This window comes from uncultured Paraglaciecola sp., from assembly GCF_963977085.1.
Taxonomy (GTDB): domain Bacteria; phylum Pseudomonadota; class Gammaproteobacteria; order Enterobacterales; family Alteromonadaceae; genus Paraglaciecola.
In genome coordinates, this window is sequence record NZ_CAXBNC010000001.1 from 109,615 (window position 1) to 124,010 (window position 14,396).

Here is a 14,396-nt window from a genome sequence, read left to right on the forward strand (position 1 = left end):
AACCCTCTGCTTGCTGCTAAATAACATCAGTTAAGCGGCGCCGAAAAAGGATTATTGTAATACTGAGCACCAATATCTAACCATTCAGATAAGAGTTTTAGCTCGGCAGGCGATAACCACCCATAATGTGACCCCCCCGCATTAAAAGGACTGAAGAATCGGCTACTTGATCGGGCGCCATTTACAGACATACTATTTCGCACTGCGACTGTTTCAGTCACTGGAATTCCATTGCCTTCAGCGTCCAATATTAATTCGCCCTCTTCATCAAGTTCGAACACAGTATTGCCATTTTCATCAGTCACTATCACTAAGCGGTCTAGCAACACCCCTGCAACTAATTCTTGTTCATTATCAGTAAACATCAACTCCCGATAACTCGTAAAATAGTCAGGGTTATCTGTAGATGGTGTGGCGCGTAAGTCTAATTGGGCTGCAGGTATTTGTGTCAAACCATCATCACCTTCAGGCGTATGGCAACTTAAACAACTATGGTCTTCGAGTAATGTTATGCCGTCTTCTGCAAACTCTTTTCGGTCCAATGACAATATAGGTTGAACATGCTCTGGAAAATGAATTTGAATACGGCACAATCTTGTCCAATTAAGGGCACAAGCGGCTGTAATAGGTAAAGAAGATTGTAAATCGGCATAACGATAAGCAAAACTGCTTGCTGGGGTTTGCAACTCAGGATCGCTCCAAATATCTTCGAAAATGATATCTGCTGAAGGATAGTAGATACCATTAATTCTGCCTGATGTTTGTGCCATGGTATCGCCTAGATCAGCAAATAATGCAGGGTTGGTGTTGGGAAACGGGCTACCTGTAGTAGTTGCGCCTAAGTTAATACTATCAACTTCAGCATCTGCTCGGCCGTGAGGGGATGTGTTACCTGCGCTATGACAACCATTACAGGTGCGTACTTCACCCGGGGCAAACTGCAACCAATTTTGATGCCTTTCGCTAACACGTTTACCGTTTTCATCAAGCACACTAAAAGCTAAAGGCACATTGGCAGGCACATCAAATAATACTGAACCATCAGGCTCGACAGGCACATAACCAATAATTTCCCGCATCAATTGATTGCGGCTACGGCCAAAGGCAGCGTTGTCGAAGTCCCGTACTTCTCTACTGGGAATAGATACCGCTTTGACGACGCGTAAAAATCGCGCCGGTCTATCTATGACAGGAGTTTGAGTGGGATCAGCCATTACTGCAATGCCTTGCTCTGTCACATCAACACCTGCAAAGTCATAGACACTTTTTATATGTACTCGCCCTAAGTCTTCGTTAGCGAGATCTTGGTTAAAGTCTGCCGGCTGTTGTGGATCGGCAGGGAAGGCGCGGCCTTGCATAGCCACCACTTCAGTATAAAACTGACCTTCTTCAGGCACGTTGATGACTAACTGGGTGTTTTCTATTGGATCAAACATCCACAACCCGAATAACATAGGTGCGGCTTGAATTTGTGGGTGAGTGATTAATTCAGCATCACAAGGCAGAATAGTAGGCACATCTCCCTCATTCAAAACTTGCTCAGGATCGTAGACTCGGCATTGGCTCCAGCTAAACAGCATTCTTTGACTACCATCCCAAAGTGGATACACCGAAGCGAACACACCGCCAGGTGAAATACTGCCGTCGATGACAACATTATCAAATATGGCTGACTCTTGAGCAGGTCCACTTAATCCACTTTGTGCAGCAATTGCCATGGTGTTATCAATATAATTATGGATATCAATATTGACGTATTCCCCTCCCCACGCAGCGCTATCAAAAGGTCTAAGTGCTGCTAGTAATTCTCCACTTGGCTGTTCACTTAACTGAGTAAATTGTAATTCTTCATCAGTGAGCTCACTGCTATGACTATGATGACCATACACAATTTCTAAGCCACTGCCGTCAGCATTCATTTGATAAATACTGATGCTATTGTTGTTTGCCATATTGTCCCAGCGGCTAAATAGAATTTTGCCTGAACTGAGTACCATAGGATCTAGATCATGACTCTGATTAAAGGATATTTGCTGAATGTTGCTGCCATCCGCATCCATAACATGTAACACAGAGGCAATTTGACTGCGGTTTTCATCTAGCCCTTGATACTGGGGTTTGCCTTCGTCTAATAAAAGAGCTTGATTAGACTGTTGCCGAGTAGAACTAAATACAATACGGCCATCCGGCAAATAAGTAGGTGCAGTATCTTGGCCAAATTCAGCATCTAAGTCAGATGGGATTACTCGGTTCAAAGAATCGGTTGTCAGGTCAAACTGCCAAATATTCCAACTTGGTTGTTCATCCTCATCAGCATCTTCAATTTCTGGTGCGCGCATAGCAAACAACAAACGAGTGCCATCATAAGACACACATAAATCCTTTATATCGTACCCTGCTAATGGGGAGGTTTCTGTTGCTGCTAATATTTCTTGTTCAGAAAAAAATGCGCGGTCGCTAATGTTTGTTGCAATAGCGCTGACGGAAGCTCTTGGTTTGATGAATAGTTGAGCACCGGGTAAGAAGTCATTAGGGGCTCGCAAATCTTGCGCAACTAACTGTAAATCGTCATCTAAAGGTGCGGGTCGTTTGATATAGGCAATAGGGACATCTACCACCACAGGATCAGGCTCTTGCTCAGCGGTCAATATTTGATCACCACCACAGCCCACAAGCTGAACACCAAGCAAAACAATAACTGCCCGTGTCAGGCTTAAATGTCTATGTAATGATAATGACCTGTGGTTCAAGGTATTTTCGCTATGGTTAATAATTCGCTAATAGAATATCAGCTTCTGATGTAGCCAAAAACTGTCTACAGGCAGCTACCTTTTGCCTATTAATAGGCCATAGATACTTGCATTAACGGCTTTGGGCGACAATTTATGATTTTATCATTAGGAATGTCATTCAATACCTTAACCCTAACCCCACGGAAGTCATGCTATTTTAGTCTAGTCTCTATTTAGATTAATTTTAGTAATAATGAATGCATGCATAAATGTATGCAATTAACGACACCAAAAGCCCACATCCAAACAACACCTAACATATTGATAAATAATAAATTATCATTTAATCAGGAGGTTGTTCTGACAAAAGTACACCTTTAAAATTTAAAAAAAAGACGGTTATAAGTAACACTTTAGTCGAGCTATCCAACTTTTTATTACTATTACTTCCTATAAACTCTATGAAATTCAAAGCATTGAACTAGATGGCGTAATTCGTGCTCTGCAGCCGTGTAGAGAATATCAGCTCACTTTTGGGCTATTTTATTGCTGCAAAATTCGCATATTCAACTAAACCACCTTGTTAGGTATGAATTACCAAACCTAACTTGTATCAGCGGTATTGTCAGAAATGGATTTATTGACTAAAACATAAGCCAAACAAGTCGTTACTGGCGCTAAGAGGAGTTCCAATTTGAAACAGTTAGTCGCACAAATTGGCAGAAGTAAATATGCGTTCAGTTTGGCCATAGTTGTCGCCGCTTTAAGCAGTGTTTCCCATAGCTACGCAGGACCAAGAGAACAAGCTAAGCGTATTCATGATCGACTCACAGGCGTGCCACCCAGTAGCCAAGTATTAGATCAAATGGAAAGTCTTATTAGTGAAGGACTTGTTAGCGAGGCAGCCGATATTGCGATGCAAGACGCCGCTTTTTATTCAGTGACTCTAAAAAACTGGATCACCCCTTGGACCAACGAAGACGCAGATGTATTTGCTCCTTTAAATGACTATACCGCAACTATAATCGGCATCACCCGAGATGAAATTGATTTTAGGCAGATACTCAGTGGTGACATTTTATATATCGCAAACGCAACTGCTGGTGTGCCTGCCTACTCCACTACTAACAACGCCCATTATCAGGCGTTAGACGACCAAAGCGCAGATTTAAAAGACGTTTTACAAGGCACCACCCAATCATCAGTGATGGGTATACCTGCAGCAGCCACTGCCGGCATAATGACCACACGTGCTGCCGCTAAATCTTTTTTTAAAGACGGTACCAATCGCGCCATGTTTCGTTTTACCTTAATTAACCACCTGTGCACTGATTTGGAAGGTGTAAAAGATACCAGTCGCAGCCCTGACCGTATTCGTCAAGATGTCAGTCGCAGTCCGGGAGGCGATAGCCGTATATTCAATAATTCTTGTGTGGGCTGTCACTCGGGTATGGATCCCTTAGCGCAGGCATTTGCTTATTATAATTACGAATACAATATTGAAAATGATCCAGATGGAGAACAAGGCGCATTACAATACAATCAATCGGGTCAAATAGATGCAGATACCGGTACCCGAGTACAAGGTAAATACCATATTAATGGCAACAACTTTCCCTATGGTTTTATCACCAACAATGACGACTGGAATAACTATTGGCGACAAGGTCTTAATAAAAACCTCGGTTGGGATGAATCTTTGCCAGCTAGCGGTAGTGGAGCTAAATCTATGGGGCAAGAGCTCGCCAACAGTCAACAATTTGCCACTTGCCAAGTCACCAAAGTGTTCAAAAACATTTGTTTACGCTCGCCACAAGACGCTGCAGATAGAGCGCAAATTAGCAGTATAACGAATACATTCACCAGCACGGGTTACAACATCAAACAAGTGTTCGCCGATTCCGCTGACTATTGCAAAGGGGAATAATCACTATGGCTTACATGAGCTCTTGTAACACAACACAACTCAACAAGGTTTTCTCTCGTTTAGGCTTTGTATTTTCAGCTTGGTTATTGACTGCCTGCGGAGGCAGTTCGGTTGAGGTGACACAAACACCAGCGCCCCCACCTCAAGAAAACACTCCTATTACTTATTCGGGCCCTGTTGCAGCGACACCTGACGTAACCCAATTTAAATTGGAATTGTGGGACAATATTAGTTCACAACAACGCTGTGGCGCGTGCCATGTACAGGATAATCAGTCACCTGCTTTTGTGCGTAATGATGATATTAACCTGGCTTACGACGCTGCAATTCAACTAGTGAATTTCACCTCACCAGAAGACTCTGCTTTGGTGACAGAAGTGGCCGCTGGACATTACTGTTGGTTAAGCAGCGACGCCGCCTGCGCCGATATCATAGAAACTTGGATCACAAACTGGGCGGACACAGAAAGTGCTGCTAATGAAATACAACTAGTGGCACCTGTTGCAAAAGATCCAGGAGCCAATAAAAACTTTCCGGCTGATTCGCAACTTTTTGCTGATACTGTGTATCCGCTATTAGAAACCTACTGCGCCAATTGCCATACTGGTGCTGCCACCATTCCTATTTCACCGTATTTTGCATCAAGTGATATTGACGAAGCCTATGAAGCATCAAAAGCGAGAATTTCACTGGACACACCGGCCAATTCTCGCTTTGTGGAAAGAGTACGAGACGGATTCCACAATTGTTGGAGTGATTGCAGTAGCAATGCCAATGATCTCATCAGCGCGATTCAAAATATGGCCGATGGCATTGAATTAACTGAATTAGACCCTGCACTCATCAATAGCAAAGCATTAACTCTGTTTGATGGCACACTGGCCACAGGTGGCGGACGTTTTGAAAATGATCTCATAGCCAAGTGGGAATTTAAAACAGGCTCTGGCACAACTGCATTTGATACCAGCGGAGTAGAGCCTGCAATCGACCTCACCCTAAATGGCGATGCGAGCTGGATTGGTGGTTGGGGCATCCAGTTAACCAACGGCAAAGCGCAAGGTTCAACCACTAGCAGCAAAAAGTTACACAAGTTGATCACCGCAACAGGCGAATTTGCCATTGAAGCATGGGTAGTGCCCGCTAATGTTACTCAAGAGGGTCCCGCCAGAATCATCAGTTATTCGGGCGGAGCGGACACTCGTAATTTTACCTTAGGCCAAACTCTCTATAACTATGACTTTCTACTACGTACCGACAAAACCAATTTAAATGGGCAACCAGCGCTTTCTACTGCCGATGCTGCAGAAGTATTGCAAGCCAGTTTACAACATGTAGTGGTCAATTATGACTCGGTAAATGGCAGACAAATATTTGTAAATGGCCGATTTACCGGCGATGCTGATTCCACAGAAGTAGGTAATTTTGCCGACTGGAACGACAGTTACGCCTTTGTTTTAGGCAATGAAGTATCAGGAGACATCCCTTGGGCAGGCTCTATTAGAATGGTCGCTATCCACAACCGTATATTAAGTGCTGAGCAAGTGGCGCAAAACTTTGATGTGGGCATTGGCCAAAAGTTCTTGTTGTTGTTCGACGTGAGTGAAATCACCAAAATCACCCAAAGTTACGTAGTGTTCGAAGTCAGTCAATTTGATAGCTACAGTTACTTATTTAGCGAACCATTTTTTTACAGCTTAGAGGCCAATCCCAGTATTCCAGAGATACCACTACAAGGTATGCGGATTGGTATTAATGGTCGTGAAGCGAATGTGGGTCAAGTGTTTCAAAACCTCGATATTATGCTGACCCAAAACGATTATGTTGCAAATCAAGGGCAAGTTTTATCGAGGTTAGGCACTATTATACCTATTGAGAAAGGAGCGGGGTCAGATGAATTTTTCCTTACTTTTGAAGTATTGGCCGAACAAACCAATGTGGTTATTGAAGCCGATCCCCCAGCCCCTGCAACCGGCATAGATTTAGCGGCGCAAGCCCAAATCGGTATTCGTAACTTTGCCGAAATCAATGCCAGCATGTCGGCAGTAACAAGTGTTCCTATGAGTAATACCGCTGTAAAAGCCTCTTTTGAACAGCTAAAACAACAACTGCCATCGGTCACTAATATGGACAGCTTTTTAGCTTCTAATCAAATGGCCGTCACCCAATTGGCCATAAAATATTGCGATCAGTTAGTGGAAACGCCAAGCCTTAGAGACAATTATTTTAGTGGCTTTAATTTTAATCAAAATGCCTCAACGGCGTTTTCGACACAAGGCAGAAGCCTAGTATTAACGCCGTTAGCGAGCAAAATGTTAGGAAATGATCTTAGCGACCAGCCCAATAACAATGATGTTACCAATGAATTAAACAACTTAATTACGCGCCTAACGGATTGCAGTGGCGGCAAAGTATGTGATGCGAATTATACAAAAACGGTCGTCAAAGCGGTATGCGCAGGCGCCCTAGGCAGCGCTGCGATAACCATGCAATAAGTATTGAGTAAAAGATATGCTAAACCACAGAGAACATAGAGTGCTTCGTGCACAGAGAAAAGATTCGGTTATTACCTTCTTTAGCTCTGTGCGCGGCACCCGGTGTTCTCAGTGATCTCTGTGGTGAAAAATTTTTGCAGTGAAAGAGGTAACAAATGAAAAACAAAAATCCAATTGGCTTGAACGACCCTCTTTATCATGCCTGCCATGCCAAACCAGTGACTCGCCGGGATTTTATCGCACAGGGTTTTATGGCGGGTATGGGCACAGCACTCAGCGGCTCAGTATTCAGTTTATTTGCCAATCCGGGGAAGGCTCATGCCACCTTGTCAGCGGATTTAGAAGCGTTAAAAAGTAGTTGCGGCATTGCCACCCAAGGCGCCGGAAAAATCCCATTTATTGTGTTTGATTTAGCCGGCGGTGCCAATATTTCTGGCTCCAATGTATTAGTAGGTGGCCGTGGAGGACAATTAGATTTTCTGAGTACGGCGGGTTACAGCAAACTGGGTTTACCTGGTGATACTGTACCCTCTATTGCTAATCCCGATACTGGTCTGAGTGATTTTATCAATAACGAATTAGGGTTAGCGTTTCACTCAGATAGTGCTTTTTTACGTGGCATTCAAGACAAATTAAGTGTGACCAATCGTGCCAATGTTAACGGTGCGGTTATCCCCGCTCGCTCGGAAAATGATACCGGCAATAACCCTCATAACCCTATGTATGGCATCAACAAAGTAGGCTCGGATGGCTCCTTATTAACCCTAATAGGATCCCGCAATTCAGACTCAGGTGGTAACTCAATGTCACCTGCAGCCATGATTGACGCATCCAAGCGCCCCACCAAAATCGACAGACCCTCTGATGTAACAGGTTTGGTAGACACTGGTGATTTAGTGGGTTTATTAAGCCAGCAAGACTCAGTCGCGGTAATGGAATCGATTCAACGAATTAGTGCCATGAAATTGGGTAAGGTGAATACCCAAATCACTACAGACGAAGTGCTAAAAGATCTAGTCAATTGTGGATACGTTAAAAGTGCCGATATCACCGACAGGTTTGGCGATCCATCTTCTTTAAACCCTGAACTTGATTCAAACATAGTGGGCGAAAACGGCATTTTTACTCAAGAAGAATTCGACAGCGACGGCGAATTTAGAAAAACCGCCTCTACCATGAAACTAGTCATCAACGGTTTTGCCGGGGCTGGCACTATCACTATGGGGGGCTTTGATTACCATACCGGAGACAGGTCAACAGGCGAAGTAAGAGATTTACGAGCAGGCCGCTGTATGGGAGCCTGCTTGGAATATGCAGCCCGAGTAGGCGTGCCGCTGATGATGTATGTGTGCAGTGACGGCTCGGTAGCCAGTAATGGCATGATAGACGATTCGGTCAATGGCCGCGGCAAAGGTGTCTGGACAGGTGATAATTCCTCTACCGCCGCATCTTTCTTTTTAGTCTACAACCCTGGCGGCACACCACAATTAATCGGAGCAACAGCCGATGCGCAAGCCCAACACCAACAAATTGGCTACATGCGCAGCGACGCCTCAGTGGAAACCGCTGCCACGCCTGCCGCAAACAACGTTAACTTACTAGTAGAAACCGTGATTCTAAATTATATGGCGCTACATGGAGAGCAAGGCAACTTTAGCAGTTTGTTCCCACAAAACGGTTTGGGTAATGCAACATTGATGGATAGTCTGACTGCCTTTGAACCTATTGTGGATGGAGTGATAGGTTAGAAGCCGAGCTCACAACCTAGAAAGAGGACTCACTACTGAGTTTCCACCACGCTGTAAAATGTGGGTGTAGATTTGTGTAGTGCGTAAATCGGCATGGCCTAGTTGGTCTTGTACTGTTCGGATGTCGGCGCCTGATTGCAGTAAGTGGGTGGCGAATGAGTGTCGTAGGGTGTGTGGGGTGACGTGTTTTTCTATAAGAGCCTTTTTCGCTGCTAAACGTATCGCTTTTTGCACAGTCGATTCATCAATATGATGACGTCTTAAAGATTGGTCCTCAGGATCTTTCGACAATTGCCGAGAAGCAAACAGGTATTGCCATTGTAGTGATCGATTGGCCTTTTTATATTTTAGCCTGAGACGATGAGGCAAATAAACACCGCTGTATTCGGGGTTTGACAAATCTGCATCCAAATATTGTTTTACTACAACAATCTGTTGGCGAAGAGAAGGGACAAGCTCATCAGCCAGTGTGACCACCCGATGTTTACCTCCTTTACCATCCCAAATTCGAATAGATTTAAAGTCAAAATCGATATCTTGGACTCTCAATCTGATACATTCCATTAAACGCAATCCGCTCGCATATAAAATGGAAACGGCTAGTTTCTGTTGAACATTTATCACTGCCAATAATCTACGCATTTCATCTGTTGTTAAGACAACGGGCAGTTTTTGTTGGCGCGTACTTTTAACAAAGTTAAGTTTAAAATTTAGAGGTTGATGGATGATATCTCGATACAGAAAAACGAGTGCATTCAATGCCGACTTTTGTGTCGCTGCCGCGACATCAAGCTCTAACACTAAGTGTGAAAGAAAGGCTTCCACCTCACTGTTATGCATAAGATTGGGGTGTTTTTTCTGATGGAAATGGATATAACTACTTATCCATTTTAAATAAGCTTCAATAGTACGTTTCGCATAACGCAACTTGAACATCTCATCTTTTATCATATCCAAAAACATTGATTTAGGCATAAAAGCTTCCTTACTATAACTGTATTTATATACAGTTATAGTAAAACTTCCGGTAAACAGCAAGATATTGGAAAACTTCCGTGTTTCCCCTGTAGCCAATTTAGAAAGGGGTAATAAAGTTAACCTGTACAATGAGTTGGAGACTGTGATAAAACTAAGCAATGTGGAAAGCTGGAAAAAAGCCGTGTTTAAACACGGAACTTTTCCGGCTATTAATATTGTTAGCAAGCCAAGTAAGGAAAGAGAATGGATACGTTAATTGATATAGCACTTATGGCAGGTTTAATTATTTTTTTCGTCTTTGTTGGTGCAGTAATAATGAGCAAAAACAGTGGAAAGAAAAAGTAGTAAATATTGTGCAATTAAAACATCACAGTTTGTTAGGTCGTCAATCAAATCAAATAGCAGCACGCTATGCGGCTGCTAACAAGCCAAGTCAACGGGAATTTTACTCGCTGAACAACGCTCATAAAATCCCCTGCTTGGGGCGTTAGGCATTGACCAAACATTAAGGAAGATTTATGTATTTTTGGAATATATCAGCTCTCAAAGAAGATCTTAATAACAACAAACTAAATGAACTTGAGGATTTTAGGTACTTAATAGCAATGGTAATCTTGCTTACAGTAGGGGGCTATCCATTTGAAACATCTAACACTTTTGACACCTATTCCTGGTTAATTGAGTTGTTTATTGTGGCGCTAGGTACTTTCATTTGTTTTAAGGCAAATGGAGCAAATGATGGGAAATACTTTTTACAACGATATTTGTCTATAGCTTGGATTATGTCAGTAAAGCTGATCGTATTTCTCATTCCAACTATTGTCGCCCTGTATATCGTACTCGAAATTCTAGGGGTAGTAGTACCAGATGAGACTTCGCTTATGGATGTGGGTTTAGTGGCCGCAGTTTCAATTGTCTATTACTGGCGTGTTAGTCATCACATTAGTCAAGTCAGAGCAATAAATGCCTAACAAACCGTTTAACGAATACGCCAGCAAACAACGCTGGCACGGACTCGCAAACTACGCTCGCCCGTTAACGGAGCGTTATGTGCTCAAGGAATGTGATGTATCACCAGTATTTTGAAGACTGGGAAGTGAAGCCTGATTTCAAAAAGGAATTCATATCTCTTTGGTGTGGTTGGTTAGGTGAGGAGAACTTACACAAGTTGGACGAAGTTACTGAAACTGAATGGCAAAGGTTTAACCGGCTCTTATTTTTACTCAGTCAGGATTATCCGCTTCAGGAAGCCTTCTGTGCTAAAGAAAAATTAGCGCCTATTGGAAATATAAGTTCAGCGCTCTCTAGCTACGACGAGGCAATGAACAAAGACTCATCGAAATTCTCAAAGTTTGTAATCCCAGATCTCGATTGTGTTATTACAGAAGAATGGGATTATACCTATATCATTTGGTATAAAGATGAGCAGGCAATAACCAAATTAGCGCCTTACATAAAAGCGGCCAATCTATGCCATTTTTCGTAAACACACATAACAAGTGCATCATGATGGGAATTTTACTCGCTGGAAAAGCGCTCCTAAAATCCCCATATGCAAAGCGTTAGGAATCAAGAATAGAAATGAAGCACGTTTCAAGTAGATACAATAACTTCGAATTCAACTTTGGTAGAGTAAGTGTAATCCTGGGTGCCAATGGAGCTGGCAAATCCACATTTTTGCAGGAGTTGAAAGGACAAATAGCGAGTATATGTCCAGGAGCAAAAGCTGTATATATTGAAGGTGGTCGAACAATAACGATCACTGACGTTTTGCAGCTTGATCACAGAAACGTACAGCAATATGACAGACTGGAGTCAGCTCTTCAGGCTTACGAAGGCAAAAGAGCAAATTCTCTAGCTGATAGAGTATTTGATGCTTTAGTTGTATTAGAAAAGAAAGGACTCCAGTTAAAGTCAAAACACTCTGACGATGTAGAGAAGTGGGTTGAAGGAGGACAGAATGGTGACTATCCAAAACGTAAACAGCCTCCTCTTGACAAGTTGTTTGAACTCTTTAATGAGATATTCCCTCAAATAACGTTATTTTTTAATGGCGAAGCACGTAGATTAATTGCCAAAAAGAATGATAGTGAATACGGCCCATCTAAATTATCTGATGGTGAGAAGCAAGTTTTTTCAATTCTCGCGGATCTTATTGAGCTTGATGAGAACCATAAAGTTGTAATAGCTGATGAGCCTGAATTAAATCTGCATCCTGAGCTTGCCGAAAGGTTGTGGACTTTAATAGAAAATGAATTTCCAGAAAAATCATTTATATATGCTACTCATAGCATAAATTTCTCTCTTCGCGATAATGTCGACAGCATATACGTATTGAGTAACGACTCAGAAAAAATCACATTGATTGACAGTTTTGAAGATATAGAAAGAACTGAATTGACCGCCTTTCTAGGTGGGCTGCCAGGAATATTGTCAACTAATAAAGTTGTTGTTACTGAGGGGCATGAGAAGTCATTCGATTCTATTTTTTACCGTTGGCTTTTGAGTGAAAATACTATTGAAATCTACCCCGGCGGAGGATGTTCTGATGTTGCGGACATTGTAGGTAAGTCGGGGTTGTGGGGAAAAATATCTACGAAAATATCTCTTATTGGTGTGGTTGATTGTGATTTTAGGTCGCATGAATATTTGTCGAACTTACAAACAGACGCTGTATTACCGCTTCCATATCATGAGGCGGAGTCATTTCTATGTATCCCTGAGGTAATTGCTCAAATTGGCGCTAGGATTGGTTCCCAAGAAAAAGATATAAATCCAGATGATGTGGCAAATTTCATATTGGATAGCTTAGATGAGAACAAGTTAGCTATTGCAGCTAAAAGAGTATTTGCTAACGCAAAGATAACCCTGGGGGTTAGTCTGACTAAAAGAGTACTAAAGAACTCTGAAGACCAAGAACAGCTGCTAAATAACCTAAAGGAAGCTTCTGAAGAAGAGATACAGAAAGCCATAGAAAAATGTGGAATTGATTCTCTAGAGTCATCATTACAGGCAGAGTTGAGTAGTATTACTGAAGTTATTGAATCTAAAGACATAAATACAGCCCTATATTTTCTTCCTGGGAAGGAGTTATTAAATAAGCTCGCCCCAAAAGCGGGGTGCAGAAATGGTGATGACCTAATGCGGTCATTACGGAGAAATTATAGTCCTGAAGATTTTCCAGAAATTAATACTTTTAAAGTAAAACTCAATGCAGCTGTCAATTCCTAACAAGTTGCTGCACGCGGAAAAATTACTCGCTGCGCTCCCAATTTTCCGGTGAGCAAGGCGTTATACATCATGAAATACTTAACCTTTTTAATTTTATTTGTTTTTAGCTATGCTCAGGCCGAAGATAAACTGGGACAGTGGTTTTTTGAATATGGAAATTCATACTGTAGCCTTCTTCTTAAGAGTGAATACTCAGAAAGTAGCATCGTTGATACTAGCGCCTCGGCTATTGTTCTGTTCTTTTTTAATAAAAACTTAGATGGTACTAATCATCGGCACCTGGTTAGAGTTATTCCTTCACTAGCGACAAAAACAGCGCAAGTTGCACTTATTAAGCTAACGGTTATATCAGACTCAATCGACATGGAACTAACAAAAAGAGATGATTCTACAGAAAGTGTTTATCATTATTTTTTGGATACTAAATCATCTATGAAATTGCTTAGCTCACTAAAAGCTCATTCTCCAATAAAATATGTTTTCGAATTCAGTAACAATAGTTCAGTCACAATGGTAGCCGAAGGCAACGACTTCCAAGTTACCAATAAATTGTTTGATCACTGCTCCACTTAACTTCAGGTTAGCAAATGATGTATAACAAACAAATAATGTCAGGGACGCGCAAAACAGCGCGCGCCTCATATTTGAGCCGTTATATCGCACAAGGAGCATTGCGTTGAATCTTAGATTGCTAACTATTCCCTTTCTCTTTTTAAGTTCCACTGTATTGGCAGATAAATGCAAAATTGAGTACTTAGATGAGCTTGAATATACAGACATTGAGTGTCAATTCTATATGGGAACAACCGCGTATAGAAATATGGTTTATGAAGTTGCTGCCGCTCATTGGAATTACGTTATCGAAGCGCCGTTAAAATTTGAAGGTGAAGAGCAATTTCAAGCCATGGCGCTTAGTACAGTTACCTTTTTAACTTACCAAGGCCTAGGGGTAAAACAAGATAGAAACCTCGCAGTTAAAAACTGGAAAGATGCAGTGTCAAAAGGTGACTTTGAAGCTAGGAGACATTTAGGTATGGCTTTCTCTGACCACAACTATCGGAAAGTAGATTTGATTCAAGCCTTGGGTTGGTATGAATCTATATTCATCATCCAACCGGATTTTGAAGCTTTGGATAAGTCAGATCAAAATGTATTTCAAGATGCAGTAGATGGTGCTAAAAGTCTCAAACTTAAACTTTCGGCTAAAGAAATTCAGAAAGCATTGGAGTTTGCTCAATCTACACTGTAAAGCGATATAACAAACAAATTAGGGCCGACGCGCAAACAA

General features: G+C 42.0%; 11 protein-coding genes. 9 read left to right on the forward strand and 2 right to left on the reverse strand.

What is annotated here, in order from left to right:
* Positions 1 to 26: 26 nt before the first annotated feature.
* Complete coding sequence (locus AAC000_RS00440; protein WP_339719069.1) at positions 27 to 2,750, reverse strand: hypothetical protein; 2,724 nt, start codon at positions 2,748 to 2,750, stop codon at positions 27 to 29.
* Between the two features lie 676 nt (positions 2,751 to 3,426).
* On the opposite strand from AAC000_RS00440, the gene AAC000_RS00445 reads away from it, so the two are divergent.
* The 3 genes from AAC000_RS00445 to AAC000_RS00455 all read left to right on the forward strand — a co-directional run bounded on the left by AAC000_RS00445 (position 3,427) and on the right by AAC000_RS00455 (position 8,899).
* A complete protein-coding gene (locus AAC000_RS00445; protein ID WP_339719071.1) occupies positions 3,427 to 4,659 on the forward strand; it encodes a hypothetical protein in 1,233 nt (410 codons plus the stop codon).
* 5 nt (positions 4,660 to 4,664) lie between these two features.
* Positions 4,665 to 7,151, forward strand: coding sequence for a LamG domain-containing protein (locus AAC000_RS00450; protein WP_339719073.1), 2,487 nt, complete (start codon positions 4,665 to 4,667; stop codon positions 7,149 to 7,151).
* Between the two features lie 155 nt (positions 7,152 to 7,306).
* Positions 7,307 to 8,899 carry a hypothetical protein gene (locus tag AAC000_RS00455; protein ID WP_339719074.1) on the forward strand — a complete coding sequence of 531 codons (1,593 nt, stop codon included), beginning with the start codon at positions 7,307 to 7,309 and terminating at the stop codon, positions 8,897 to 8,899.
* A gap of 9 nt (positions 8,900 to 8,908) precedes the next feature.
* On the opposite strand, the gene AAC000_RS00460 is transcribed toward AAC000_RS00455, so the two are convergent.
* Positions 8,909 to 9,874, reverse strand: coding sequence for an integron integrase (locus tag AAC000_RS00460; protein WP_339719076.1), 966 nt, complete (start codon positions 9,872 to 9,874; stop codon positions 8,909 to 8,911).
* Positions 9,875 to 10,395: 521 nt separating this feature from the next.
* Here AAC000_RS00460 and AAC000_RS00465 point away from each other — a divergent pair.
* The 6 genes from AAC000_RS00465 (at position 10,396) to AAC000_RS00490 (ending at position 14,357) form a co-directional block, all read left to right on the forward strand.
* On the forward strand, positions 10,396 to 10,848 hold the full coding sequence (locus AAC000_RS00465) for a hypothetical protein (protein ID WP_339719078.1): 453 nt from the start codon (positions 10,396 to 10,398) through the stop codon (positions 10,846 to 10,848).
* Positions 10,841 to 10,963 carry a hypothetical protein gene (locus tag AAC000_RS00470; RefSeq protein WP_339719080.1) on the forward strand — a complete coding sequence of 41 codons (123 nt, stop codon included), beginning with the start codon at positions 10,841 to 10,843 and terminating at the stop codon, positions 10,961 to 10,963. The genes AAC000_RS00465 and AAC000_RS00470 overlap by 8 nt, the downstream gene beginning before the upstream one ends.
* A complete protein-coding gene (locus AAC000_RS00475; protein ID WP_339719082.1) occupies positions 10,944 to 11,363 on the forward strand; it encodes a hypothetical protein in 420 nt (139 codons plus the stop codon). The genes AAC000_RS00470 and AAC000_RS00475 overlap by 20 nt, the downstream gene beginning before the upstream one ends.
* 95 nt (positions 11,364 to 11,458) lie before the next feature.
* Positions 11,459 to 13,108: an AAA family ATPase gene (locus AAC000_RS00480; protein WP_339719084.1), complete on the forward strand. Its 1,650-nt coding sequence runs from the start codon at positions 11,459 to 11,461 to the stop codon at positions 13,106 to 13,108.
* 69 nt (positions 13,109 to 13,177) lie between these two features.
* Positions 13,178 to 13,681, forward strand: a complete 504-nt coding sequence (locus tag AAC000_RS00485) for a hypothetical protein (protein WP_339719086.1) — start codon at positions 13,178 to 13,180, stop codon at positions 13,679 to 13,681.
* Positions 13,682 to 13,784: 103 nt separating this feature from the next.
* Positions 13,785 to 14,357, forward strand: a complete 573-nt coding sequence (locus AAC000_RS00490) for a hypothetical protein (RefSeq protein ID WP_339719087.1) — start codon at positions 13,785 to 13,787, stop codon at positions 14,355 to 14,357.
* Positions 14,358 to 14,396 lie beyond the last annotated feature (39 nt).